This is a genomic window from Pseudotabrizicola sediminis (assembly GCF_004745575.1).
Classification (GTDB): Bacteria; Pseudomonadota; Alphaproteobacteria; order Rhodobacterales; family Rhodobacteraceae; genus Pseudotabrizicola; species Pseudotabrizicola sediminis.
In genome coordinates this window covers 100543-123975 of sequence record NZ_RPEM01000006.1, presented here as the reverse complement: position 1 = coordinate 123975, position 23433 = coordinate 100543, and the positions used below count along the sequence as shown (strand labels likewise).

Genomic DNA, 23433 nt, shown 5'->3' with positions numbered 1-23433 from the left:
GGAGGCGCATGGGATTGCAAGCGGCGCTGCTGCACATGGTCTATCCGCCGCAATGCGTGGCGTGTGACGCGATGGTGTCGAGTGATTTCGGGCTGTGTGGCAATTGCTGGCGCGAGACGCCCTTTGTTGCCGGGTTGGTCTGTGACCTCTGCGGCACGCCCTTGCCGGGGCAAGATCCCGGCCATCCGGTGCAGTGTGACGACTGCCTGACGATTGCGCGACCATGGTCGCACGGGCGGGCGGCGATGCTGTACCGGGACCAGGCGCGCGATATGGTCTTGAAGCTGAAGCACGGTGACCGGCTGGATCTGGCCCGGCCTGCGGGTGGCTGGCTGATGCGGGCCGCGCAGCCGATCTTGCAACCGGGAATGCTGATCGCGCCGGTGCCGTTGCATTGGCTGCGGCTGCTCCGGCGGCGCTATAACCAGTCCGCCCTGCTGTCGGCACAGGTGGCGCGGCTGTCGGGGCTGGAGCATTGCCCCGACTTGTTGCAACGTCGGCGCAACACCCACAGCCAGGAGGGCAAAGACCGCGACGGGCGGTTTGCCAACATGTCTGACAGCATCCGGGTGCACCCCCGTCGCCGCGCGCGGGTAGAGGGGCGGCAGGTGCTGCTGGTGGATGATGTGATGACATCGGGGGCCACGCTGGCGGCGGCGGCAGAGGCCTGCCTTGCGGTGGGGGCCGCCGGGATCTGTGTGCTGGTGCTGTGTCGCGTTGCGAAAGAGGGGTAAATCCGTATAGTCCCGCGCAACACCTTTGTTTGCAGGACACGATATGAAACCCGTTGAAATCTATACCACGCCGACTTGCCCTTATTGCATGGCTGCCAAGCGGTTGCTGGACAAGAAGGGGGCGGCCTATTCCGAAACCGATGTCAGCCGCGACCCTGCCTTGCGTCAGGCGATGACGGCGCGGGCGGGTGGTGCACGCACCGTGCCGCAGATCTTCATCGGCGGTCAGCATGTGGGCGGGTCTGATGACCTGCACGCGCTGGACCATCGCGGCGCGCTTGACCCGATGCTGGCCGGCTGATGCGCGTCGGATTGGTGCAGCTGACGGTCAGTGATGACCCGGTGGTAAACCTGGCCGAAACCCTGACGCTTGTGCGTCAGGCGGCGGCGGGCGGGGCCGGGTTTGTGCTGACGCCGGAATGCACCAATGCGCTGTCATCGAGCCGAGAGCATCAGCAAGCCGTGTTCCACCATGAGGCGGAAGACCCTACGCTTGCGGCGTTGCAGGCCGAGGCACAGGCGCTGGGGATCTGGTTGCTGATCGGGTCGCTGGGGCTGAAGACCGAGGATGCCGATGGCCGCTTTGCCAACCGGTCGTTCCTGATCGGCCCGGATGGCGCAGTGGCGGCGCGCTATGACAAGATTCACATGTTTGATGTGACCGTGTCAGAGACGGAAACCTATCGCGAATCGGCGGGTTATCGCCCCGGGGCCCGCGCCGTGGTCGCCGATACGCCCTTTGGCCGGGTGGGGATGACCGTGTGCTATGATGTGCGGTTTCCCTATTTGTACCGCGCTTTGGCGCAGGCCGGGGCACAGATCCTGACCGTGCCCGCCGCGTTCAATCACATCACGGGTGCTGCCCATTGGGAGGTGCTGCTGCGCGCCCGGGCAATTGAGACCGGGTGCTTTGTGCTGGCCCCGGCGCAGACCGGGTTTCACCCGGAACGCGCAGGCAAGGGCCGGCGGACGCATGGGCAGTCGCTGGTGATCGCACCCTGGGGCGAGGTGCTGGCCGATGGCGGCACAAGCACCGGCGTTGTGTTTGCTGACCTCGATCTGGCGCAGGTGGATGCGGCCCGGGGTCGTATCCCGTCGCTGCGCCATGACCGGGGATTTACCGGGCCATGACCGACAAGGATCGCGTCGAAGAGATCGCGGTTGCCCTGTTTGGTGAGCTGTTCATGGCCGATCAGCTCGCGCGCAACCGGATTTCCAAAGTGCTGCCCAAAGGGATGGAATTGTCGCATTTCGGGGTGCTGAACCATCTGGCGCGACTGAATGAAGAGCGGACCCCAGCGCAGCTGGCGCGGTCGTTTCACGTGACGCGGGGGGCGATGACCAATACGCTGGCCAAGCTGGAATGGGCGGGCCATGTGCACATTCGTCCCGACTGGGATGATGCGCGGCGCAAGTTCGTGGCGATCAGCCCCTCGGGTCGGTCGGCGCGGGATGCGGCGGTACAGTCGGTGGCCCCGCTGATCGCCGAGGTGGTTCAGTCGCTGGGGGCAGAGAGGGTGCGGGCGCTGCTGCCGGTGCTGCGCGAAATGCGCACCCGGCTGGAGGATGAGGGCTGAGGTGGGTCTGAGCGCTGGGTTTCGGGCAGAAGGGCGCGGGGCATGACCCCCGGTAAACGTCTGTTCGATATAGCCGTCGCGCTGTTTCTCGGTGCGGTGCTGATCCTGCCGTTTGGCATGCTGCTGATCGTTGTGTTGCTGCGCCAGGGTCGGCCGGTGTTTTACGTTTCCGAACGGATGCGCGCGCCGGGGCAGCCCTTCCTCTTGTGGAAGTTGCGGACGATGCGGGATGTGGCGTCTGATTCCGGCGTGTCTGGCGGTGACAAGGCCGCCCGCGTGACACCGATGGGCCGATGGCTGCGCAAGCACCGCGCGGATGAAATTCCCCAGCTGTGGAATGTGCTGAAAGGCGACATGAGCTTTGTCGGCCCAAGACCGCCGCTGCGCAGCTATGTCGAACGCTATCCGCAGATCTATGCCCGCGTGCTGCAATCGCGCCCGGGAATCACTGGGCTTGCAACCCTTTGTTTTCACCAGCACGAAGAGCGGATTCTGAGCACTTGCCAGACGCCAGAACAGACGGAAGCGGCCTATGTACGAAGGTGCATCCCGCGCAAGGCGCGGCTTGACGAGATCTACCGCAAGCACCGGACGATTTGCATGGATTTCATGCTCATGGTGCAGACGGCGCGGGGTGCGCCGCGCCGGGGCAAAAAGCGTAAAGGATGATCGGAGCGCTTTAACCCGCTGTTAACCATCGACTGCCTATGACTGACTTACGACGCGTGTGTTGCGACGGTTTGTTGGTTCCGAGGTAAGTACATTTTGACCAGTACGGCATCCGGGTTTTTTCTTTGGTTTGTCGGGCGCCTGTCCAGGCTGCAAAAGCAGCTCATTTTGCTTTCCATTGATGTTCTTCTGGCTCCGTTGTCCTTGCTGGCCAGCTACTGCTTTCTGTACCCGGCCTCTGCCGCCCTTGCCACGGCGGCGGCAGCCTGGCCGGGTTTTGTTGCGGTGACCCTGTTTGCCGCCATCGGATCGCCGCTGCTGGGCATCCCTCTGATCAAGCTCAAATCCTACGAGGCCGCTGGCGCAATCAAGACCGGCCTTCTGGCGCTGTTTGCCGGCGTTGGTCTCTGGCTGGCGAAAACCGGGACGGGATTTGCACTGCCCATTGCCGGTATGCTTTTGTTTATACTTATTTTTATGCTAACGATGGTGGTTGCACGCTTTGGGCTTCTCAGCCTGTTTCTGCTGGTGCTGCGGCACGGTCAGGTGCGCCGGAATGTGGTGATCTACGGCGCGGGCAGCACGGGGACGATGTTGGCATCAGCCCTGCGGTCGCATGAAAACATCCGTGTGGTGGCCTTTGTTGACGACAGCGCGCAGGTGCAGGGCATGACCCTGATGGGGATCAAGGTTCATCCTGCAAGCCAGCTGGAACGCATAGTTGCCCGCCACGATGTGGAGCGTGTGCTGCTTGCGATGCCTTCGGTGGCGGTGGCGCGGCAGGCAACCATCGTGCGCGATCTTCTGTCGCGCGGTCTGGATGTGCATGCCTTACCCTCTTTTGCGCAGCTGGTGGGAACCGAGGTTATTCTGGACGCGCTCGCACCGGTGTCGCCGGGCGTGTTTCTGGGCCGCAATCCGGTCAACGACTTGCACCCCGCTACCAGCAGTGCCTATGGCGGCAAGACCATTCTGGTCACGGGGGCCGGGGGATCGGTCGGGTCTGAACTGTGTCGCCAGTTGATCCGATATCGGCCTGCGCGCATCGTGCTGTTCGATGTCAGCGAGATCGCGTTGTACCAGATAGGGCGGGAGATGGCAGACTGTGCCGATGCGGCGGCAATCAGCTTTGTGCCGGTGCTGGGCAACATCGCGGATTCGCGGCAGGTCCGGGCCGTACTGGCAACCTACCGGGTGGATGTGATCCTGCACGCGGCAGCCTACAAGCATGTGCCGCTGGTCGAAGCCAATCCGATCGCCGGCATTGTGAACAATGTGCTGGGCACCCGGACTCTGGCCGAGGCCGCATTGGAAGAGGGGGTGAAGCGCTTCATCCTGATTTCGACCGACAAGGCGGTGCGCCCGACGAATGTCATGGGGGCGTCCAAGCGGATGGCAGAGTTTGTAGTGCAGGATATGGCCCGGCGGTCGATCAGCACTGATTTCTCGATTGTGCGTTTTGGCAATGTTCTGGGCAGTTCCGGATCAGTCGTGCCGCTGTTTCGCGAGCAGATTCGCAAGGGCGGGCCAGTGACGCTGACCCATGAGGATGTGACCCGCTATTTCATGACCATCTGCGAAGCCGCCAGCCTTGTGCTGATCGCCGGCGGGCTGTCGATGTCACGCGGTATGCATGAGGGCGATCTGTTCGTCCTCGATATGGGCCAGCCCATCCGGATTAGGGATCTGGCCGAACGTATGATCAAGGCCGCCGGTTACACAGTCAGGTGCCCCGAGAACCCGGATGGCCATATTGAAATGCGGATCATCGGGTTGCGCCCCGGCGAAAAACTGCATGAAGAACTGTTGATCCAGCCGGGAATGCTGACCACGCCACACGAAAAAATCTTGCGGGTGCAAGAACGCGGGTTGTCCCGGATAGAAATGACAACGGCCTTGCGCGATCTGCGCAGCGCGGTGGCTGTGGACAGTGCCGATGCTGCTTGCAGGGTGATGGAAACCTATGTCGAAGGGTTCCGCCGCAGCGATGCAGGGCCCCGCCGCAGCCAACCCGTCGTCCCCGTGCCGGGCAGGTTTGCGTCCCGGCTGCGGCACAGCAAGATAGGGTCGTCCTGATGCTCGGCAGCTTCACTTGGCCGCAAAAGATCGGGGTGCGGTGCCCGATGAGAGGTGTGGCGCTTGCAGTGATGGCCATCCTTGCCGTGTCGCCGATGCAGGCAGAAACGCGGGCGACACTGAACCTGTACGGGGCGACCGGGTTGATCGACATGCCCTCTGCCGAGATGCAGCCGGATGGAATGCTGTCGTTTTCAACCAGTCATTTTGGACCCGTCAGCCGGACAATGCTGAGCTTTCAGATCGCCCCACGCCTTTCGGGAAGCTTTCGGTTCCTTGGTATCCGTGACTGGAACAAGGTGCTGTGCTGCGCGGGGGTGAACCAGTTCGATACCTATTACGACCGATCGTTCGATTTGCGCTACCAGATTGTAGACGAAGGCCGCTACCACCCGGCCCTTACCTTCGGCCTGCAGGACTTTGTGGGAACTGGGGTGATCGCAGGAGAATATGTGGTCGCGACCAAGCATGTCATGCCGGATGTGAAGGTGTCGGTCGGTCTGGGTTGGGGGCGGTTGGGCAGCTATCAATCCATCGGCAGCCCGTTTGGTGACCGGCCCGCGCTGGATGTGGGGAAGGGCGGCAATTTCAACTTCGGCCAGTGGTTCCGGGGCCCAGCCGCCCCGTTTGCCGGGGTGGAATGGCAGATCACCGATCAATGGACGGCAAAAGCCGAGTATTCTTCGGATGCATACCACGAGGAGGCCGACCGGCGCGGCACGTTTGACCGCCGCAGCCCGTTCAACCTGGGCATCGAATATCAGCGCAACGAGTCTGTGCGTCTGGGGGCCTATTACTTGTACGGCAGCGAAGTCGGTGTTGCCGCGCATTTCAGCCTGAATCCAAAACGGCGGCCAGGCGGTGGCGTTGCCTCTTCGGCTCCCGACCCGGTGCAGCCGCGTCCGTCGCGCGGGGCGGACCCTGACGCCTGGTCGACCAGCTGGCTGGGGGAGAACGACACGCAAAAAGCGTTGCGCACGCGTCTGGATCGGCGGCTTGCCAAAGACGGGGTTCAGGTGGAATCGCTGCGGTTTGACGGTGCAACGGCGCATGTCAGCATCCGTAACATCGACGTGGATGCAAAGGCGCAGGCGGTGGGGCGCACGGCGCGGGCGCTGACACATGTTGCCCCGGCTTCGGTCGAACAGTTTGTGATTGTGCCGATGGTCAACGGCATGCCGGTGTCGCAGGTTGTGGTGCAGCGTGCAGGTATCGAAACGCTGGAATTTGACACTGCGGCCGGTGCGAAGAGCTTGTCGCGGGCGCAGATTCTGTCGGCCCCTGCAGTGCTCGCAGACGGATTCCGCGACCCGCAGGCGTATCCGAATTTTTCCTGGTCGCTTGGCCCGACGGGGCGGACGCGCGTGTTTGATCAGACAGCGCCGTTCAAGATCGGCGTGGGGCTGGAATTGACCGGGCGCTATGAATTGGCACCGGGGTTGGTGCTGAACGGGGCGGTGTCAAAATACGTGTTCAGCACACTGGATGATCGCCCGCCCTTGCCTTCGCGGGGGCGGTTGCACCCGGTGCGGTCGGCGAATTACTTCTATGACCGCGATGGTGATCCGGCGCTTACCAATCTGTCGCTGACGGCTTATCGCAAGCTGTCGCCCGAGCTTTATGGCCGTGTCTCGCTTGGCTATCTGGAACGGATGTTTGGCGGGGTGTCGACCGAGGTGTTGTGGTTGCCAACCAACGGCCGTTGGGCGATCGGGGCAGAGGTCAACTATACCGCTCAACGGTCGCCGGATCAGCAGTTCGGCTTTTCCCTTCCGGCAGCGATGTATGAGACGGACAGCTGCACGCCGGATCTGACCACGGCGGCCTGCGGTGCGCGTGACAGCTATCGCATCCTTACCGGGCACCTGTCAGGCTATTACAAGCTGGCCAATGACTTCCATGTTCAGGTCGATGTCGGCCGTTACCTGGCCGGCGATGTGGGGGCCACGTTGTCTGTCCGGCGCGAATTCGACAATGGCTGGAAAGTCGGGGCCTTCATGACCAAGACCAATGTATCGGCAGAGGATTTTGGCAGCGGGTCGTTCGACAAGGGCATCACGGTCGACATTCCCATGGCCTCGCTGCTGGGCAGGCCCAGCAACCAGCATCGGGACATCACCTTGCGGCCCTTTGGCCGCGACGGTGGCCGCCGGTTGGAGGTTGAAGGACGCCTGTACGAATCAGTGCGCGGTTACCGCGCTGACGGGCTGAGCGAACAATGGGAGCGATTCTGGAAATGAAGCGCGCCCTTTGGTCTGGCCTGCTGGCAGTGATGGTCTTGGCGTCATGCGGTTCTGACCCGCCCCATTCTGTCTCGATGGTCCGGACAATCGCGGGCTCCCTTCCCGGCATGGCGAAGCCACCGGCCCCGCCTCCCATCACCCGGGCGCTGCTTGCGCAGGTGCTGACCCCGGTGATGCTGGTCACCATCGACAGCCGGGAACAAAAGGCGCTGATTGCCGAAATCCAGACCAATCGCGGCGTGGCAACGTGGTCTTCGGTGGATGACATCACCCTGTCGTTCCGCAACGGGGTGATCTTGGCGACGCGCGGTTTCGGGGCCGATCTTATGGCGGCAGATGTGCCGGGCATCTCACCGCGCCGCGACGGGCAGGCCCATGTCAGGGTTCACACCCTGCTGAACGGGGAAGATCAGGCAGTGCAGACCACATATGCCTGCACGTTCCGGACCGTTGGCAGGGAAACCATCGACGTTGTGGAGCTAGCTTATCAGGCCACGCATGTCATTGAATCCTGCACGGCGGACGGGATGCGTTTTGCCAATGACTACTGGATCTCTGATGATGAAAGCCTGCGCAAATCAAGACAATGGATCAGCCCTGACGTTGGCTTTCTGACCATTGAAGATGTTAGGCAGTGATTTTAACGATAAATGTCTTCGGACGAGCAGCGGCCTGTACTATGGTGCTTTCAAGACCAATCAACTCAAAGTGGAGAGTAACGATGTCGCGTTTTACCGCATTCACAACCGCCCTCGCGTTTGCCGCAACGGCCACCATCGCTTCGGCGGCGGATATAGCCAGTGACGGCGATGCAATTATCGTCCTTCGCGCGAACACGCTGCATGTGTCGACCCAAGGCGCAGGCGTCGGTGCTGGTGCTGGTACCGGGGGGTCAGGTGCTGCTGCAGCCGGAGCCGGGGTGGGCGGAGCCGGGATGGGAGGGGCAGCCGGACTCGTCGGGATGGGAGGGGCCCTTGGTGGGCTTGGGACTATCGCAGCAATTGGCGGACTCGTAGCTGCTGCGGGTGCTCTCGCAGCGGCAAACTCGTCTTCGGGTAGCCACTGACACTTGGCCACGCAGCGCTTTTCCTGAAGTCGAAGGCCCGCTCCGGCGGGCCTTCTTCACTCTGCGGTTATCAGCCGGGTGCTTTCCCGCCATTGGTCCTTGCAAGAGCTGAGATTCACGTTTAGGTATATCTCAACAGCGGTTTCGGGGTCCACACCCGAAGCTACCGAAAGAAGTTTCGCGGGCCGCTTGGCCCGTTTTTCGTTTTTGGAACCCATACCTGAATCTCATGTCAGACCTTATCGCCAAAACCGCCATCGACCGTCGCCTTGCCGGCATCATCACCCCCGTGATCGAGGGGCTGGGGTTCGAACTGGTGCGCGTGCGCCTGATGGGTGGCAAGACGCGCATCCTTCAGATCATGGCGGACCGGCCGGATGGCGGGATCATCGTCGAGGATTGCGCCACGATTTCCACCGCTGTTTCTGCGGTGCTGGATGTCGAAGACCCGGTTGAAGAAAATTACGTCCTTGAAGTTTCCTCGCCCGGGATCGACCGCCCGCTGACGCGGCTCAAGGATTTCGAGATGTGGAAGGGTTGGGAAGCCCGGATCGAGACGACCGAACTGATCGATGGCCGCCGCCGGTTCAAGGGCGCGTTGGCTGGGGTTGAGGATGAGGAAGTCCTGATCCAGATCGAGGAACACGGCGAAGAAGTAACCATCGGGCTGCGGTTCGACTGGCTGTCTGATGCCAAGCTGATTCTGACCGATGACCTGATCGCCGAGATGCTGCGCCAGAAAAAGGCCAGCGGCACGTTCGACGAAGCGGATTTCGACGAGATTGACCAATCCGAAGGCGAGGAAGAAGACCCCGCCGAAGAAACAAAACACTAAGACCGGGAGTTGACCGATGGCGATTACCTCTGCCAACCAGCTTGAACTTCTCCAGACCGCCGAAGCGGTGGCGCGCGAGAAGATGATCGACCCGGATCTGGTGATCCAGGCGATGGAAGAAACGCTCGCCCGGGCCGCGAAGTCGCGCTACGGGTCGGAACTGGATATCCGCGTCAACATTGACCGCAAGACCGGTCGCGCCACCTTTGCCCGTGTGCGGACGGTGATGGAAGACGAGCTGATCGAGAATCACCACGCGCAACTGACCGTGAAACAGGCCAAGAACTACCTTGCCGACCCGCAGATCGGCGACGAGGTGATCGACGAGGTTCCGCCGGTCGATCTGGGCCGGATCGCGGCGCAATCGGGCAAGCAGGTGCTGTTGCAGCGTGTGCGCGAGGCCGAGCGTGACCGTCAGTTTGAAGAATTCCGCGACCGCAAGGGCACGATCATTAACGGCGTCGTCAAGCGCGAGGAATACGGCAACGTCATTGTCGACGTGGGCCGCGGCGAAGGCATCTTGCGCCGGAACGAAAAAATCGGCCGCGAAGCTTACCGCATCGGCGACCGGATCCGCTGCTTCATCAAGGACGTGCGCCGCGAACCGCGCGGCCCGCAGATTTTCCTGTCGCGCACCGACCCGCAGTTCATGGCCGAGCTGTTCAAGATGGAAGTGCCGGAAATCTATGATGGCATCATCGAGATCAAGGCTGTCGCCCGTGACCCGGGGTCGCGCGCCAAGATCGCCGTCATCAGCTATGACAACTCCATCGACCCGGTGGGTGCCTGCGTTGGTATGCGCGGCAGCCGGGTTCAGGCGGTGGTGAACGAGCTGCAGGGCGAAAAGATCGACATCATTCCGTGGAATCAGGATCAGGCGACCTTCCTTGTGAACGCGTTGCAGCCTGCCGAAGTGTCGAAGGTGGTGATCGACGAAGAGGCCGGCAAGATCGAAGTTGTGGTGCCTGATGAACAGCTGTCGCTGGCCATCGGACGCCGGGGCCAGAACGTGCGTCTGGCCAGCCAGCTGACCGGGCTGGACATCGACATCATGACCGAGGCCGAAGAATCGGCCCGTCGTCAGGCCGAATTCGCCGAACGCACCAAACTGTTCATGGATGCGCTGGATGTGGACGAGATGATGGCACAGCTGCTGGTGGCCGAAGGCTTCACCAATCTGGAAGAAGTGGCTTACGTCGAGCTGGACGAGCTGTTGTCCATCGACGGGTTCGACGAAGGCACGGCAGCCGAATTGCAGGCGCGCGCCCGTGACAATCTGGAAGAGCAGGCCCGCAAGGCGCTGGAAACCGCCCGCGGTATGGGTATGGAAGAAAGCCTGATCAACTTTGAAGGCCTGACCCCGCAGATGCTGGAGGCGCTTGCCAAGGACGGCATCAAGACGCTGGAAGATTTTGCAACCTGCGCCGACTGGGAACTGGCCGGCGGCTGGACCACGGAAAACGGTCAGCGCAAGAAGGACGATGGTATTCTGGAGACATTCGACGTGAGCCTGGAAGAAGCCCAGACCCTGGTGATGACGGCACGCGTCATGCTGGGTTGGGTGGACCCGACCGACATGGACCCGGCAGAAGATGACGCCGAAGCCGCGGAGGCCGGGGCCTGATCTCAGGCCTCGGAGCAACGCGCATGACGCGTGGCGGCCAGAAGACATCGCCTGATGATCCGGAACGCAAGTGCATCGTTTCCGGGGAAAGCCAGCCGAAAGCGGGGTTGATTCGCTTTGTGCTGGGGCCAGAGGATATGATCGTGCCGGATATTCTGGCGCGGTTGCCCGGGCGTGGCATATATGTTGCGGCGGACCGGGACGCTCTGACCAAGGCGGTGAAGAAGAACCTGTTCTCGCGCGCGGCCCGGCAACCGGTGAAGGTTGCGGATGATCTGCCGGATCTGGTGGAACGGCTCTTGGTGCAGCGGGTCATCGACCTTATATCCCTTGGACGCAAAGCCGGTGACGCGATTTGCGGCTACGAAAAAGTTAAGGACTGGCTGATCAAGGGTCAGGCACGAACGCTGATTCAGGCCAGTGACGGTTCTGAACGCGGCAAAGAAAAGCTTCGACCGCCAAATGGGCCAGAATCGCTGATTTCCTGCCTGACAGCAGGGGAAATGGGTTTGGCATTCAGTCGCGAACGTGCGATACACGCCGCGCTTGCGGCTGGTGGACTCAACAACCGTGTTGTAGAGGAAGCGGCAAGGCTTGTCGGACTGCGTAGGGCAGATGGCAAGCAGGTCGGCGACGAGATCGCCGGGAAGGATACGAAGGACGCATGAGCGATACAGACGGCAAAAAACCCCTGGGTTTGGGTGGCGCACCTCGTTCCGGTCAGGTGAAGCAAAGCTTCAGCCACGGCCGGACGAAAAGCGTCGTGGTTGAAACGAAGCGCAAGCGCGTGGTCGTTCCCACTAAACCGGGCGCAGCCGGGACAGCAGGCACGGGCACAGGGTCGCCCAATCTGGGGGATCCGGCAAAACGGCCTGCAGGCATTTCCGATGCCGAGATGGAGCGTCGTCTGACCGCTTTGCGTGCCGCCAAGGCCCGTGAGACGGCAGATAACGAGCGTCGCGCAGAAGAAGAGCGTCAGCGCGAGGAAGATCGCCAGCGTCGCCGCGAAGAGATTGAGACGAAAGAGCGCGAAGAGCGCGAACGGCTTGAGGCGCTGCGCCAGAAGGCTGAAGAAGAGGGCCGCGCCGCGCGTGCCGAGGCGGAAGCCCGTGTCACAGCGGCGGCACAGCGCAAGGCCGATGTTCTGGGCACGCGCCCGCGGTCGTCCGAGAAGCCTGCCGAGGCAAAATCCGGTCCGGCAACACCGGCTCCGGCCGATGCGCCGACCAACCGCAATCAGGATGCGACCGGCCCGCGCGGCGTTGCCGCCAAGGCGCCGCTTGCTCCGACCCCGCAGCGCAAGACTGACCGTGAGCGGGAAGAACGCGAACGCAGCGCCAAGGCCAAGGGCGACGACAACCGCCGTGGCGGCAAGCTGACGCTTTCGGCAGCTCTGAACGGCGAAGGTGGCCGCACGCGCAGCCTGGCCGCGATGAAGCGCAAGCAGGAAAAGGCTCGCCAGAAGGCTATGGGTTTCGGTGCGAAGCCCGAAAAGCAGGTGCGCGATGTGCAGCTGCCGGAAACGATTGTTGTGTCGGAATTGGCCAACCGTATGGCCGAGCGCGCGGCAGATGTGGTCAAGTCGCTGATGAAAATGGGCATGATGGTCACAATGAACCAGCCCATCGATGCGGATACCGCAGAATTGGTGATCGAGGAATTCGGCCACAAAGCGGTGCGGGTGTCTGATTCAGACGTGGAACAGGTGATCGACTCGGTCAAGGATCGGGACGAAGACCTGGAATCGCGCCCGGCGATCGTCACGATCATGGGCCATGTCGACCACGGCAAAACCTCGCTTCTGGATGCGATCCGCAAGGCGAATGTGGTTTCGGGCGAGGCAGGTGGCATCACCCAGCACATCGGTGCCTATCAGGTGAAAACGCCAAGCGGCGCTTTGGTGTCGTTCCTTGACACCCCCGGCCACGCCGCCTTTACCAGCATGCGCGCCCGTGGCGCGAGTGTGACTGATATCGTCATTCTGGTGGTCGCGGCAGATGATGCCGTGATGCCGCAGACGATTGAGGCGATCCACCACGCACGCGCCGCAAAGGTGCCGCTGATTGTGGCCATCAACAAGATGGACAAGCACGGCGCGGATGCGACCAAGGTGCGGACCGATCTTCTGCAGCATGAAATCGTCGTCGAGGCGATGTCGGGCGATGTGCAGGATGTGGAACTGTCTGCCAAAACCGGCATGGGTATCGATAACCTGCTGGAAGCCATCGCGCTGCAGGCCGAAATCCTTGAGCTGAAGGCGAACCCAAAGCGGGCAGCCTCGGGCGCGGTGATCGAAGCCAAGCTGGATGTGGGTCGTGGCCCCGTGGCCACGGTTCTGGTGCAGAACGGCACCCTGCGCAAAGGCGACATCTTTGTCGTCGGCGAGCAGTGGGGCAAGGTGCGCGCGCTGATCAACGATCAGGGCGAAACCGTGCTGGAAGCCGGGCCTTCGGTTCCGGTCGAAGTGCTGGGCCTGTCGGGCACGCCATCAGCTGGTGACACGCTGAACGTGGTTGAAACCGAGGCGCAGGCGCGTGAAATCGCCGACTACCGCGAGAAGGCCACCAAGGACAAGCGCGCTGCTGCCGGTGCTGCGACCACGCTGGAACAGCTGATGGCCAAGGCCAAAGCTGACCAGTCTGTGGCCGAACTGCCGGTTCTGGTGAAAGCCGATGTGCAGGGCTCTGCCGAAGCCATCGTGCAGGCGCTTGAAAAGATCGGCAACGATGAAGTGCGCGTTCGTATCCTGCACTATGGTGTGGGTGCAATCACCGATACCGACGTGGGTCTGGCCGAAGCCTCGGGCGCGCCGATCATCGGGTTCAACGTGCGGGCCAATGCCTCGGCCCGGCAATCGGCGAACCAGAAGGGGGTCGAGATCCGCTATTACTCGATCATCTATGATCTGGTGGATGACATCAAAGCCGCTGCCTCGGGCCTGCTGAAGGCCGAAGTGCGCGAAACCTTTATCGGTTATGCGCAGATCAAAGAGGTGTTCAAGGTCACGGGCATTGGCCAGGTGGCTGGCTGTCTGGTCACCGAAGGTGTGGCGCGCCGGTCTGCTGGGGTTCGCCTGCTGCGCGACTCGGTTGTGATCCACGAAGGCACGCTCAAGACGCTGAAACGCTTCAAGGACGAAGTGAAGGAAGTGATTTCGGGCCAGGAATGTGGCATGGCGTTCGAACGCTACGAGGACATCCGCCCTGGCGATGTCATCGAGATTTTCGAACGCGAGGAAGTGCAGCGCTCGCTGGCGTGATCAAGCGGAGCAATAAAAAAAGCCGGGGGAGACCCCGGCTTTTTGCTGTGTCTGATGTAGTGCTCAGGACGGGCGCGCCGCCGCCACCGGAGCCCCGACAAACATCTTTTCGTCGACTTTGATCACCAGTTTCCCATCGGCCAGGGTTCTGACAAGCAGACCCTGGATGGAAACACAGCTTCCTATTGCGATTGTCCTCAACATGCCCCAATCCCCCATTAGCGTTGTGAGGCTGAGGTTAGACAAAAAAATTCAGAAAACCATCAAGAAAGTGTCGTGATGCGAATTAAATCGTCGATATAAAAACTATTGTTTCTAAAGCCAGTCCCTCAGGATGGGAATCAGCGGGATGTCGGCGGGTGGCATCGGGTAATCGCGCAAATTTTCAGCTTTCACCCAAGCCAAACGCTGGCCTTCCAAGCCGTGAACGATGCCGTCCCAGCGGCGACAGGCGAAAAGCGGCATCAGAAGATGGAAAGAGTCATAGCTGTGACTGGCAAATGTCAGGGGGGCCAGGCAGCTTTGCCACGTGTCGATGCCCAGTTCTTCTTTCAACTCGCGAATCAGTGCGGTTTCAGGTGATTCTCCCAGTTCGACCTTGCCGCCCGGAAATTCCCACAAACCCGCAAGCGACTTGCCCTCTGGCCGTTGTGCCAGAAGCACACGGCCATCGGGGTCGATCAGGGCAACAGCCGAAACGAGGACAATTTTCAAGAGCGGTAATCTGCGTTTATCTCGATGTAGCGGCTGGTCAGATCACAGGTCCAGACCGTGCGGGCAGCCTTGCCAAGCCCCAGGTCGACACGGATCAGAATCTCTTCCTGTCTGAAGCAGGCGGCACCGTCTTCTTCCACATAGTCAGGATTGCGCCAGCCGTTCTTGGCCACCAGCACATCGCCGAAACGGATGCTCAGCCGGTCACGGTCGGCCTCGGCCCCCGATTTACCGATCGCCGCAACAATCCGGCCCCAGTTCGGATCTTCGCCCGCCAGCGCGGTCTTGACCAGCGGTGAGTTAGCGATAGAGAACGCGACCTTGGCAGCATCCTCCTCACTGGTCGCCCCGGTCACCCGGATTTCGACCAGCTTGGTGGCACCCTCACCGTCACGAATGACCTGCAGGGCCAGATCCTGCATCACGCCCTGCAGGGCCGTCTCGAACGCTTTGGCCACCGCGCCTTTGACGGGGGCCGCATCGCTTTGGCCAGTGGCCGCCAGCAGCAGCGTGTCTGAGGTCGAGGTATCGCTGTCGACCGTGATGGAATTGAAGGTGGCGTCCACATTGCGCGAGAGCATGCGCTGCAAAATGGTGGGCGAGATCTTTGCGTCCGTGAAGATGTAGACCAGCATCGTCGCCATATCGGGCGCGATCATGCCTGATCCTTTGGCGATCCCCGCAATATGAATGGTACCGCCCTCGCCCTGAACGGTCGCAGCAGCACCTTTGGGGAAAGTGTCGGTGGTCATCATCGCTTGCGCGGCCATCTCGATGCCGTCTTCACGCAGACCGGCAATCAGATCTGGCACAATGGCGGTGATCTTGTCATGCGGCAGCGGCTCGCCGATCACGCCGGTCGAGGATGAAAAGACCCGGGCAGCCGGAAGGTCGAGTGCGGTGGCCACGCCACTGGTCACAGCTGCAACAGCCCTGTCGCCGACCTTGCCGGTAAAGGCGTTGGAATTGCCGGAGTTCACGATGATTGCGGCACCCACGCCGACCGGTGCCTTGACCGCCAGCTTGTCCTGACAATCGCGCACGCAAGCAGACCGGGTGGAAGAGCGGGTAAATACTCCGGCCATTGCCGTTCCCGGGGCAAGGCGGATCAGCATCACATCCTTGCGGTTGGCATATTTGATTCCGGCCCCGGCGGCAGAAAATTCCACCCCCTTAATGACGGGAAGCGCGGGGAAGCCATCTTTCGGTGCCAGTGGCGACACGGGCTTGGCCGATTTCAGCTTTGCACCAATCTTGCCTGCGACCTCTGCCACGTCTTCGCGCAGATCGCCCGCGACGTCAGAGACGGTTCCGGTCACCGCAGATTTGAGCTTGCGCAGGCGCTTTTTCAGCTCCTTTGCTTCGGCCTTCCAATCGGTCTTTGCCATGGCTTCCCCCTGGGATCAGTTGTCCAGCAGCGTTGCATCACGCAGCAGGGTCGGGTCAAGCCCTTCTCCGGGGCGGGTAATCTCGGCCGCATCAGTCAGGGTCTTGATATGGGCCTCGACCGTGGTGCGCTCGATCTCGGCGGCCAGCTCGTCGCGGGTGTCATCCAGGCTGGGCGCGGCGGCAACCCGGGTTTCCTTGACCAGGATCAGGTGAAAGCCGAAATCTGACTGCACCGGCGCTGTGACCTGCCCAATCTCGGCGGCGATGACGGCATCTTCAAACGGCTTGACCATCATTCCGGGTCCAAACCAGCCCAGATCGCCGCCATTGGTCCCCGAACCGACATCGGTGGAATTGGTCCGTGCCAACTCTGCAAAGTCGGCCCCGCCGTCAAGCTGGGCCTTCAATTCTGCCGCCTTTTCCGCGGAGTCGACAAGGATATGAGCGGCATTGTATTCGGTCGCCGGTGTGGCATTGGCAAATTTGGCATCATAGGCGGCCTGCAGTGCCTCGTCCGTGATGGCACCTGCCACCACCTCTTGCAGCGTCACACCCGAGATATAGCCGCGACGGTCATTTTCGAGCGCCAGCTGGTCGCGCTTGGCGATGTCGGTCACCGATTGCTCGAGCGCGGTTTGCTGGATCAGCTGATCCAGAATGCCGCTGAACAGCACGTCATCCGGCAGGGCCTGATACTGCTGCGGCAAGCTTTCGCGCAGAGCGATCATGTGGCCAAGGGTGATATCGGTGCCATTTACCGTGGCCACAATCGTATCAGCCGTGGTGTCTTGCGCCAATGCTGGCCCCGACAACACAGCCAACACGGCACAGCTGGCCAGAAACCCGGTCCATTTCGTCATTTCACACCCTCCTGATCGGGCCGAAAGCCCGCAAAACATTGACTATGGCGGACCTGTCCCTTACATCGCGGGGGTCGCGTGCGACGGGGCCGGCCGGCCTTCTTGGGCTTTCTATGGAAGGCATTGGGGGCGGGCAAGGCCCTTGGTTCACACGATGCTGTCAGGAATACCCACGGAGAACATATGCTGGGTCTGGGTTCGCTAACGCGCAAGGTCTTTGGAACGCCAAATGATCGCAAGGTAAAATCGGTTCGTCCGCTGGTCGCACAGATCAACGCGCTGGAGCCGGAGTTCGCCGCGCTCAGCGACGAAGGGCTGAAGGAAAAGACGCAGGCATTGGCCAAGCGCGCGCAGTCGGGCGAAAGCCTCGATGCGCTGCTGCCCGAAGCCTTTGCCAACTGCCGTGAAGGGGCAAAGCGGGCGCTTGGCCTGCGCGCGTTTGATGTGCAGCTGAAGGGCGGGATCTTCCTGCACCAAGGCAACATCGCCGAGATGAAGACCGGTGAGGGCAAGACCCTGATGGCGACCTTTCCCGCCTACCTGAACGCGCTTGCGGGCAAAGGCGTGCACATCGTGACGGTCAACGACTATCTTGCCAAGCGTGATGCCGAGTGGATGAGCAAGGTCTATGGCGCGCTGGGTCTGACCACCGGTGTGGTCTATCCCTATCAGGCTGATGCCGAAAAGCGTGCGGCCTATCGCTGCGACATCACCTATGCCACCAACAACGAGCTGGGCTTTGACTATCTGCGCGACAACATGAAGGGCAGCATCGAAGACATGGCGCAGCGCGGCCATTTCTTTGCCATCGTGGACGAGGTCGACTCCATTCTTGTGGACGAGGCACGGACGCCGCTGATCATTTCCGGCCCGTCGCAGGACCGGTCCGAACTGTACGTGAAGGTTGATGGCCTGATCCCGCAGCTGACCGATGCGCATTTCAAGCTGGATGAGAAAACCCGCAACGTGACCTACACGGATGAGGGCAATGAATTCATCGAAGGTCTGGTGCGTGCGGCCGGTATTCTGCCCGATGGCCAGAACCTCTATGACCCCGAAAGCACCACCATCGTTCACCACGTGACGCAGGCGCTGCGGGCCCACAAGCTGTTCACCAAGGATCAGCAATATATCGTGCGCGATGGCGAGGTGATGCTGATCGACGAATTCACCGGCCGCATGATGCGCGGCCGCCGCCTGTCGGACGGGTTGCATCAAGCGATCGAAGCGAAGGAGGGCGTGCAGATCCAGCCGGAAAACGTGACCCTGGCTTCGGTGACCTTCCAGAACTACTTCCGCCTGTACAACAAACTGGCCGGCATGACGGGTACTGCGGCGACCGAGGCCGAGGAATTCATGGAAATCTACAAGCTGGGCGTGGTCGAAGTGCCGACCAACCGCCCGGTTGCCCGCAAGGATGACCATGATCAGGTCTACCGCACCGCGCGCGAAAAGTATGAAGGTGTGGTGAAGTCGATCCAAGAAGCGCATGAAAAGGGTCAGCCGATCCTTGTCGGCACCACCAGCATCGAAAAGTCGGAATTTCTGTCGGGTCTGCTAAAGGGTGCTGCCGTGCCGCACAATGTGCTGAACGCCCGCCAGCATGAACAAGAGGCGCAGATCGTGGCCGATGCCGGTCGTTTCGGCGCGGTGACGATTGCCACCAACATGGCCGGGCGCGGCACTGACATTCAGCTGGGTGGCAACGTCGAGATGCAGGTCATGGCCGCCATCGCTGCCGACCCGCATTTGAACCCCGATGAGGTGCGCAGCAGGATCGAGGCGGAACACGCCGAGGAAAAGGCCAAGGTTCTGGCCGCCGGTGGCCTGTTCGTACTGGGCACCGAACGCCACGAATCCCGCCGCATCGACAACCAGCTGCGCGGCCGCTCGGGCCGCCAGGGCGATCCGGGGCGGTCGTCGTTCTTTCTGTCGCTGGAAGACGATCTGATGCGGATCTTCGGCTCGGAAAAGCTCGATGCCGTCTTGTCCAAGCTGGGGATGAAAGAGGGCGAGGCGATCGTTCACCCATGGGTCAACAAATCGCTGGAGCGGGCACAGGCCAAGGTCGAAGGCCGCAACTTTGACATCCGCAAGCAATTGCTGAAGTTCGATGACGTGATGAACGACCAGCGCAAGGCGATCTTTGGCCAGCGGCTGGAGATCATGCAGGCCGAAGATGTGGCCGAGATCACCGAAGACATGCGCAATCAGGTAATCGACGATCTGGTTGATCTGCACATGCCGCCCAAAAGCTATCCCGATGCCTGGGAAGTAGACGCGCTGACGCTGGCGGTGCGCGAAAAGCTGAACCTTGACATGCCGATGGCCGACTGGGCCGCCGAAGAAGGCGTTGATCAGGACGTGATCAAGGAACGCCTGACCGAAGCAAGCGCCAAGGCGATGGCCGACAAGACCGAAGCTTTTGGCGTCGACACAATGCGCTCGATTGAAAAGCAGGTGCTGTTGCAGACCATCGACGGCAAATGGCGCGAACATCTTCTGACGCTGGAACACCTGCGCTCGGTCGTGGGCTTCCGGGGCTATGCCCAGCGTGATCCGCTGAATGAATACAAGACCGAGAGTTTTGCCCTGTTTGAGTCGCTGCTGAACTCACTTCGGCAGGAGGTGACGCAAAAGCTGGCCGCGATCCGCCCCCTGACGCAAGCCGAGCAAGATGCGATGATGGCACAGGTTCTGGCCCAGCAGCGCGCCGCCGCTGCCCCGGCCGAGCCGGCCTTGGTAGAAACCGCGCCCGATGCCGCCCCGGCCCCCCGCCTCGCCGGGTTTGACGAGTCGGATCCGGCCACCTGGGGCAACCCGAGCCGGAACGATCTGTGCCCCTGCGGATCGGGTGAAAAGTTCAAACACTGCCACGGGCGTCTGGCCTGACAGATGCATGGCATGGCCTATGGGGCAGCGACAGTTGCCCCAGATTTGCCACCAAGTCTGTTAACAAACCCTTAATTTGCCACTTATTGGCCTGCTTTGCGCGGCAGGGTGCCAGCTGACGGATAGGCTGGAGACGACGATGAACCTGCTGCGCAAACTGACACTGATCGCCGGAACGGGGGCTGTTGCCCTTGGTGCAGGGCATTTCGTGCAGCAAAAGGCAGAGAGTCGGGCCGCTGCGGATGGCCCGGGTGTCGTGGTGTCTGATATCAGACCGGTCGCGGCGGGACCGGGTGCGCTGGCCCCTGCCACCATTCTTGTCGACCCATCGGCGCTCCCCCCTGTCGCTCCCCCCGCGGCACCGCAGCCTGATGTGCTGGCAGCGGCGGATCCTGACCTGTTCGTCATGCCTGACGCACCGGCCATGACCGCTCCTGTCATGGCTTCGGCGCCGGACTGCGGCGTCAGTCTGGACCTGCTGCCGCAACCGGGGGCGACGATCGGCATTTCGTTGCTTGCCCCATGCCATCCTGACCAGCGCGTGGTTCTGAACCATGCAGGCCTGACGGTCACCGCCCGCACCTCGGCCAGCGGTGCGCTGGTCAGCAGCCTTCCCGCACTGAAGGCTGTGGCTCAGGTTGACGTGATCTTTGCTGATGGTGAGCGGGCGCAGGACACGGTGGCTCTGGCAGATTTTGCCGGGGTTCAGCGCTTTGCGGTGCAATGGCAGGCCGAAGACGCATTTCAGCTGCATGCCTTTGAAAACGGCGCGAGATATGGGCATCCCGGGCACATTTCTTCTGCCTTCAGCGGCACGACGGGCGAGACCGGTTTAGTGACCGTGCTGGGGGATGCCTCGGTGGATTTACCCTTGCAGGCTGAGGTTTACACGTTCGGCCTCGCCGCCAAGACCGAGATCGTACTGGAAGCTGCGATCACGCAAAGCACCTGCGGGCGCGAGGTTCTGGGCGAGGCCATTCTTGCAGTCAACGGATCGGTCAAGATCAGCGATCTGACTCTGGCCATGCCCGGTTGTGACGCTGTCGGCGATATTCTGGTATTGAAAAACCTGCTTGAGGACATGACACTGGCCACTGCAAACTAGCGGGGCGCACAGGGGTTATGGGGGCAGGTTTCTGGCGCGCTGCTGTTTTCACAGCATTTTTTGCCCCAGCAGTGGCTGGGGCGCAGGACATCACCCTTTCGGCGCGGGAAGGCGGGTTGGAGATTTCCGGCACCCTGCAAGGCTATGATGGTGAATTCTACCGGATCGACAGCGTTTATGGCCTGCTGACCGTGGATGCGGCGGGGGTGATCTGCGATGGTCCCGGCTGCCCCGATCTGACCGCGCCCAAGGCCCGCGTGCGGATTGTCGGGCTGGCGGGGGTGGGGGATGTGCTGCTGCCACCGCTGATGCGGGCCTTTGCCGAAGCGCGGGGCCTGACCTATGCCGAGGGGGTACAGGGTGGTTATAGCGCGGTGGTGTCTGATCCGCAAAGCGGCAAGCCCTTGGCGGACATCAGTTTTGTCGCTGCCTTGCCCGGCATGGCCCGCGACGACGTTCTTGCGGGCCGGGCCGAGATGATCCTTGCCGCCGCGACAGAGCCCGACATGGGGTCGCGGGTCCTGGCGCTGGATGCCATGCTGCCGATTGTGCCGCCCGACAATCCGCTGCCGCAGATCAGCACCGGCGATCTGGCGCGGGTGCTGGCCGGTGAGGTGGCGAACTGGGCCGAGATCGGCGGGCCGGACATGCCTTTGATTTTGCACGGTTTGGCCGCTGATGCCGCTTTGCAGCGGGCGTTGGCGGCGCGGCTGGGGCGGGATGTGGCGGCCAATGTGTTGCATGACGACATAGCGACCTTGGGGGAGGCAGTGCGGCGCGATCCTTGGGGAGTCGCCATGACGGTGCGGGCCGGGGTGGCGGGCGCGCGGGTGTTGCCGTTGACCGACAGTTGCGGCTTTCCGCTGATGCCGTCGGCCTTGGCGGTGAAGGCGGAAGATTACCCGCTGGCACTGCCGATCTACCTGCTGACCCCGCAACGCCGTATGCCCTTGTTTGTGCGCGAGTTTCTGACGTTTCTCGACACGCCGCAGGCGCAGGCGGTGGTGGCGGCAGCCGGGTGGGTTGACCGCCAGCCGGAGAGGCAGCCGCTGACCGGGGACGGGCTGCGGTTGATCAACGCGATTCAGGGGGCGGGGGAAGAGACCACCTTGGCCGACCTGAAGCGGCTGGCAGATGCGATGGATGGGGCGGACCGGCTGTCGCTGACCTTCCGGTTTCAGGACGGGTCGAGCGCGCTTGATGCGCATTCCCGCAACAACCTTGAGTATCTGGCACGGCTGATCGAGGTGGGAGTGTTCCGCGATCAGGCCCTTGTTCTGGCTGGATTTTCTGACGGTTCTGGTCCGGCTGCGGCCAACCTGGCGCTCAGCCAGTCGCGGGCTGAAGGGGTGCTTGCGGGGCTTGCGCGGGCTGGGGTGGCCGAGGCTGATCTGCCGCAGGTGATTGCCTTTGGTGAGTCGATGCCGATGGCCTGCGACGAGACTGCCGCCGGGCGGCGGTTGAACCGGCGGGTCGAGGTCTGGATGAAGCCGGTGTTCACAGATACCCCGCCGAACGGAAACTGAGCTCACGGCTTTTGCCGATGATCAGATGGTCATGCAGGCTGATCCCAAGTGCCTGACAAGCATTAAGAATCTGGTTTGTCATCGTGATGTCGGCCTGGCTGGGCGTGGGGTCGCCCGAGGGGTGGTTGTGCACCAGGATCAGCGCCGAGGCGTTGAGTTCCAGCGCGCGTTTCACCACCTCGCGCGGGTAGACCGGCACATGGTCGACGGTGCCTTTGGCCTGCTCTTCATCGGCGATCAGGGTGTTCTTGCGGTCAAGGAACAGGATGCGGAACTGTTCGGTGTCGCGGTGCGCCATGGTGGTGTGGCAATAGTCCAGAAGTGCATCCCATGAGGTGAGGACGGGCTGGTGCATGATGCGGGCCCGCATCATGCGTTGAGAGACGGCCTCAAAGATTTTCAGTTCACAAACAACGGCTTCACCCACGCCCTTGACCCCCAAAAGCCGGGAGATCGGGGCGGAAATCACCCGGTTCAGATCGCCGAAGGTGTCGATCAGCACCCGCGCGAGGGGTTTGACATCCTGCCGGGGGATGGCGCGGAACAGCAGGAGTTCCAGCAGTTCATAGTCAGGCATCGACGCGCCACCGCCGGCCATGAAGCGGTCGCGCAGGCGTTTGCGATGGTCGGCGATGTAGGAGGGCAGCTTTTGCGGCAGGGGGGTTGGTGTGGCCTCATCCTCATCCCCAATGGGGGGGAAGAGGGGGAGGGTGCCATCCTGGAAGCCATGCCGTGTCATGCGGTGAGGGTGGCAGGGGTTGGTGAATCAAGTGTTAATCGCGCTGCGCCAGGCAGGGAAATCCGCGGTATGATCTGCGTCTGGTTCACGTATGGCTGACGTATGGCTTACGTCATGACGCGTGT

The 23433-nt window shown here is 61.9% G+C and carries 18 protein-coding genes and 2 pseudogenes; 16 read left to right on the top strand and 4 right to left on the bottom strand.

Going from position 1 to position 23433, the window contains the following annotated elements:
• Positions 1-8 precede the first annotated feature (8 nt).
• From EEB11_RS10285 to infB, 13 genes and pseudogenes are all read left to right on the top strand, one after another.
• Positions 9-734: a double zinc ribbon domain-containing protein gene (locus EEB11_RS10285; protein WP_135431014.1), complete on the top strand. Its 726-nt coding sequence runs from the start codon at positions 9-11 to the stop codon at positions 732-734.
• Between the two features lie 43 nt (positions 735-777).
• A complete protein-coding gene (gene grxC, locus EEB11_RS10280; protein WP_135431012.1) occupies positions 778-1035 on the top strand; it encodes a glutaredoxin 3 in 258 nt (85 codons plus the stop codon).
• Positions 1035-1865, top strand: coding sequence for a carbon-nitrogen hydrolase family protein (locus EEB11_RS10275; RefSeq protein WP_135431010.1), 831 nt, complete (start codon positions 1035-1037; stop codon positions 1863-1865). The genes grxC and EEB11_RS10275 overlap by 1 nt, the downstream gene beginning before the upstream one ends.
• Positions 1862-2311 (top strand): MarR family winged helix-turn-helix transcriptional regulator, encoded by a 450-nt coding sequence (locus tag EEB11_RS10270; protein ID WP_135431008.1) that lies wholly within the window; start codon positions 1862-1864, stop codon positions 2309-2311. Before EEB11_RS10275 ends, EEB11_RS10270 begins: the two co-directional genes overlap by 4 nt.
• 42 nt (positions 2312-2353) lie before the next feature.
• Positions 2354-2980 (top strand): sugar transferase, encoded by a 627-nt coding sequence (locus tag EEB11_RS10265; RefSeq protein ID WP_135431006.1) that lies wholly within the window; start codon positions 2354-2356, stop codon positions 2978-2980.
• Between the two features lie 168 nt (positions 2981-3148).
• A complete protein-coding gene (locus EEB11_RS10260) occupies positions 3149-5056 on the top strand; it encodes a polysaccharide biosynthesis protein (protein WP_245298858.1) in 1908 nt (635 codons plus the stop codon).
• The gene (locus tag EEB11_RS10255) at positions 5056-7296 is read left to right on the top strand and encodes a YjbH domain-containing protein (RefSeq protein ID WP_245298857.1); all 2241 of its coding nucleotides are present in this window, start codon (positions 5056-5058) and stop codon (positions 7294-7296) included. The genes EEB11_RS10260 and EEB11_RS10255 overlap by 1 nt, the downstream gene beginning before the upstream one ends.
• A 110-nt stretch (positions 7297-7406) precedes the next feature.
• Positions 7407-7937: a YjbF family lipoprotein gene (locus tag EEB11_RS10250; protein ID WP_167852716.1), complete on the top strand. Its 531-nt coding sequence runs from the start codon at positions 7407-7409 to the stop codon at positions 7935-7937.
• 657 nt (positions 7938-8594) lie between these two features.
• Positions 8595-9200 (top strand): ribosome maturation factor RimP, encoded by a 606-nt coding sequence (gene rimP, locus EEB11_RS10240; RefSeq protein ID WP_135430997.1) that lies wholly within the window; start codon positions 8595-8597, stop codon positions 9198-9200.
• Between the two features lie 16 nt (positions 9201-9216).
• A complete protein-coding gene (nusA, locus tag EEB11_RS10235) occupies positions 9217-10824 on the top strand; it encodes a transcription termination factor NusA (protein ID WP_135430994.1) in 1608 nt (535 codons plus the stop codon).
• A gap of 23 nt (positions 10825-10847) precedes the next feature.
• Complete coding sequence (locus tag EEB11_RS10230) at positions 10848-11492, top strand: RNA-binding protein (RefSeq protein ID WP_135430992.1); 645 nt, start codon at positions 10848-10850, stop codon at positions 11490-11492.
• Positions 11489-11932: pseudogene (locus tag EEB11_RS20450) on the top strand (translation initiation factor IF-2 associated domain-containing protein); the annotation flags it as partial. The gene EEB11_RS10230 and the pseudogene EEB11_RS20450, both read left to right, overlap by 4 nt.
• A gap of 198 nt (positions 11933-12130) precedes the next feature.
• Positions 12131-14083, top strand: a pseudogene (gene infB, locus EEB11_RS10225) (translation initiation factor IF-2); the annotation flags it as partial.
• 315 nt (positions 14084-14398) lie between these two features.
• Here infB and EEB11_RS10220 read toward each other — a convergent pair.
• From EEB11_RS10220 to EEB11_RS10210, 3 genes are read right to left on the bottom strand one after another with little or no spacing between them, the layout of a single operon-like run.
• A complete protein-coding gene (locus EEB11_RS10220) occupies positions 14399-14797 on the bottom strand; it encodes a (deoxy)nucleoside triphosphate pyrophosphohydrolase (RefSeq protein ID WP_135430986.1) in 399 nt (132 codons plus the stop codon).
• Positions 14794-16185: a bifunctional glutamate N-acetyltransferase/amino-acid acetyltransferase ArgJ gene (gene argJ, locus EEB11_RS10215; RefSeq protein WP_135430984.1), complete on the bottom strand. Its 1392-nt coding sequence runs from the start codon at positions 16183-16185 to the stop codon at positions 14794-14796. The genes EEB11_RS10220 and argJ overlap by 4 nt, the downstream gene beginning before the upstream one ends.
• A gap of 15 nt (positions 16186-16200) precedes the next feature.
• On the bottom strand, positions 16201-17046 hold the full coding sequence (locus EEB11_RS10210) for a peptidylprolyl isomerase (protein WP_135430982.1): 846 nt from the start codon (positions 17044-17046) through the stop codon (positions 16201-16203).
• 183 nt (positions 17047-17229) lie between these two features.
• Between EEB11_RS10210 and secA the strand changes: the two genes are divergently transcribed.
• The 3 genes from secA (at position 17230) to EEB11_RS10195 (ending at position 22569) form a co-directional block, all read left to right on the top strand.
• Complete coding sequence (gene secA, locus EEB11_RS10205; protein WP_135430980.1) at positions 17230-19938, top strand: preprotein translocase subunit SecA; 2709 nt, start codon at positions 17230-17232, stop codon at positions 19936-19938.
• A 139-nt stretch (positions 19939-20077) separates the two neighbouring features.
• A complete protein-coding gene (locus EEB11_RS10200) occupies positions 20078-21043 on the top strand; it encodes a hypothetical protein (RefSeq protein ID WP_135430977.1) in 966 nt (321 codons plus the stop codon).
• A 71-nt stretch (positions 21044-21114) separates the two neighbouring features.
• On the top strand, positions 21115-22569 hold the full coding sequence (locus EEB11_RS10195; protein ID WP_245298856.1) for a phosphate ABC transporter substrate-binding/OmpA family protein: 1455 nt from the start codon (positions 21115-21117) through the stop codon (positions 22567-22569).
• On the opposite strand, the gene radC is transcribed toward EEB11_RS10195, so the two are convergent.
• Positions 22541-23308 (bottom strand): RadC family protein, encoded by a 768-nt coding sequence (gene radC, locus EEB11_RS10190; protein ID WP_135430973.1) that lies wholly within the window; start codon positions 23306-23308, stop codon positions 22541-22543. The genes EEB11_RS10195 and radC overlap by 29 nt on opposite strands.
• Positions 23309-23433: the final 125 nt, after the last annotated feature.